Source organism: uncultured Oscillibacter sp. (assembly GCF_910587525.1).
Lineage (GTDB): Bacteria > Bacillota > Clostridia > Oscillospirales > Oscillospiraceae > Oscillibacter.
In genome coordinates this window covers 1-2,528 of the sequence record NZ_CAJULS010000223.1, presented here as the reverse complement: position 1 = coordinate 2,528, position 2,528 = coordinate 1, and the positions used below count along the sequence as shown (strand labels likewise).

4 protein-coding genes are annotated in these 2,528 nt (G+C 61.6%); 1 reads left to right on the top strand and 3 read right to left on the bottom strand.

The genetic code is table 11. The features are described from left to right. The 3 genes from QZ326_RS12790 to QZ326_RS12780 all read right to left on the bottom strand — a co-directional run. The coding region (locus QZ326_RS12790) for a PFL family protein (protein ID WP_295745923.1) at positions 1-1,118 on the bottom strand (1,118 nt) is incomplete at its 3' end. A gap of 12 nt (positions 1,119-1,130) precedes the next feature. Then, positions 1,131-1,400: an ACT domain-containing protein gene (locus QZ326_RS12785; RefSeq protein ID WP_295745920.1), complete on the bottom strand. Its 270-nt coding sequence runs from the start codon at positions 1,398-1,400 to the stop codon at positions 1,131-1,133. 421 nt (positions 1,401-1,821) lie between these two features. Then, positions 1,822-2,028 (bottom strand): helix-turn-helix domain-containing protein, encoded by a 207-nt coding sequence (locus QZ326_RS12780; RefSeq protein ID WP_295745917.1) that lies wholly within the window; start codon positions 2,026-2,028, stop codon positions 1,822-1,824. 90 nt (positions 2,029-2,118) lie between these two features. On the opposite strand from QZ326_RS12780, the gene QZ326_RS12775 reads away from it, so the two are divergent. Beyond that, complete coding sequence (locus QZ326_RS12775; RefSeq protein ID WP_295745914.1) at positions 2,119-2,328, top strand: hypothetical protein; 210 nt, start codon at positions 2,119-2,121, stop codon at positions 2,326-2,328. The last annotated feature ends 200 nt before the right edge of the window (positions 2,329-2,528 follow it).

Genomic DNA, 2,528 nt, shown 5'->3' with positions numbered 1-2,528 from the left:
CCGGGGACGGCGATCATATCCAGGCCCACGGAGCACACGCAGGTCATGGCCTCCAGCTTATCCAGGCACAGCGTCCCGCTGCGGGCGGCGGCGATCATGCCCTCGTCCTCGCTGACGGGAATAAAGGCCCCGGAGAGGCCCCCCACGCTGGAGGAGGCCATGACGCCTCCCTTTTTCACCGCGTCGTTCAGCATGGCCAGGGCCGCCGTGGTGCCGTGGGTGCCGCAGACCTCCAGGCCCAGCTCCTCCAGAATCCGGGCCACGCTGTCCCCGATGGCGGGGGTGGGGGCCAGGCTCAGGTCCACGATGCCGAAAGGGGTGTCCAGCCGCCGGCTGGCCTCCTGGGCCACCAGCTGGCCCATGCGGGTGACCCGAAAGGCGGTCTTCTTCACCGTCTCCGCCACCACGTCAAAGGGCTGCCCCTTCACCGCCTGGAGGGCGTGATGGACGACGCCGGGGCCGGAGACACCCACATTGATGACCTTCTCCGCCTCCCCTACGCCGTGGAAGGCCCCGGCCATAAAGGGGTTGTCCTCCACAGCGTTGCAGAACACCACTAATTTTGCACAGCCCAGGCCCTCCCGGTCCGCGGTGGCGGCGGCGGTGTCCTTCACGGTCCGGCCCATCAGGGCCACGGCGTCCATGTTGATCCCCGCCCGGGTGGATCCCACGTTGACGGAGGCGCACACCAGCTCCGTCCGGGCCAGGGCCTCGGGGATGGAGCGGATCAGCTTCCGGTCCGCCCCGGTCATGCCCTTTTGCACCAGGGCGGAGTATCCGCCGATGAAGTCCACGCCGCAGGTCTTGGCGGCCCGGTCCAGGGCCAGGGCAAAGGGGACATAGTCCTCTGTCTCCGACGCCCCTGCCACCAGGGCCATGGGGGTGACGGAGATGCGCTTGTTGACGATAGGGATGCCGAACTCCCCCTCGATGTCCTGCCCGGTCCGGACCAGCTTCTCGGCGCAGCGGCAGATTTTTTCGTAGATTTTCTCACAGGCCCGTCCCGGGTCCGGGTCGCAGCAGGAGAGCAGGGAGACGCCCATGGTGATGGTGCGGATGTCCAGGTGCTGCTGGTCGATCATTTCAATGGTGGAGAGGATCTCCTTCTGATTGAGCATAACCTCTCCTCCTTAAATGGTGTGCATGGCGTTGAAAATCTCCTCCCGCTGGATGCGGATGGAGAGCCCCATCTCTTTTCCCAGCTCCGCCAGGGAAGCGGAAAGCTCCCCAAAGGGCGCGGAGGCAGCGGAGAGGTCCACGGCCATGACCATGGTGAAAGAGCCCTGGAGGATGGTCTGGGAGATGTCCAGGATGTTGACGTTATGGCCTGCCAGGCGGTTGCAGATGGCGGCGATGATGCCGACGCGGTCGCGGCCGACGACGGTGACGATGGCGTTCATAGAGTGTCCTCCTTTGTTGTTCCCACGCCTGTGGGGATGGGGGATGCCCGCCGCGGGCGGGGACGGGGGGTGCACGGCTTCGCCGTGCGGGATGCACCCCCCATTTTCTCTTTTTCTCAGCGGAGAAAAAGAGAAAACGGGCCGTGCACGGTCCAAAAGAGAAAAAGACGCTGGGGCCGAATTTGACCGCAGGGGTCAAATTCGCCCAATGTACGGGGGCTGGTCTGAACCGGTGCCCACGAATCTTGCCAATCTTCTGCCGGGTGCGCCTGACAGCGTACCTTGCGGAGGCGCTCCCCCGCATCTGCCAATGCTTCCGAAGTTGTTTTGGTGCTTGGACGCATGGACTCCCTTCTCTTCCCGCGCTTCGCGCCTGGCCGGGCACGGGCGGGCAGAAACTGCGTCTACCGCCCGGGCGGGGTCAGCGCTCGTCTGTGCGGCCTACCAGATAGTCGATGGTAACGCCAAAATGGTCCGCCAGTTTCCAGGCGTTTTCTAAATTGGGCAAATTTACACCGCCTTCAAAACGCTGATAATGACGGTCCGCAATCCCAATTGCAGTCGCAACTTGGAGCTGCGTCTCATTTCGCTCTTTTCGCAAAGCCCGTAATCTCTCTTGTAAAAGCATATTATCTCCTCTTGACATGACACAATCATTGTGCTATATTATCATCAGCAAGAACACGACACAATCATTGTTTTTTTGAGGTGGCACGTAATGTCTGATTTCATGAAATGGCTGTATGCGAATTATATCAAAACTTATTTGGATACGATTCCACGGGAGGACTACTTACCGGACTTCTACTTATTGGAGGACGACATCGTCCCGGACACGCTGAACAGCTTCAACAAAACGCAGGAATTCACCGCTGTCCACGCCTTCCTCCTGGGCCTGCGCACAGGCCGGGGCCTCCCGAGAGAATAGGAGCAAAGCCCCGCCCAAACGGAACCGGCTATGCGCGAAGCGCGGGAAGAGCCGCTGGAGGCCTTGCGTCAAAGCTGCAAAACAGCCTCGAAAGCACTCCCAGCTGCGGCGGAGCGCCCCGCAAGGTACGCTGTCAGACGCACCCGGATTGAGACTGCCAAATTTCCGGGCACCGTCTGAGAACAACCCCCGTATTTTGG

Excerpts from the sequence above, each read along its gene's own strand:
- QZ326_RS12785 (WP_295745920.1), bottom strand. The coding sequence starts at position 1,400 with ATGAACGCCATCGTCACCGTCGTCGGCCGCGACCGCGTCGGCATCATC.
- QZ326_RS12780 (WP_295745917.1), bottom strand. The coding sequence starts at position 2,028 with ATGCTTTTACAAGAGAGATTACGGGCTTTGCGAAAAGAGCGAAATGAG.
- QZ326_RS12775 (WP_295745914.1), top strand. The coding sequence starts at position 2,119 with ATGTCTGATTTCATGAAATGGCTGTATGCGAATTATATCAAAACTTAT.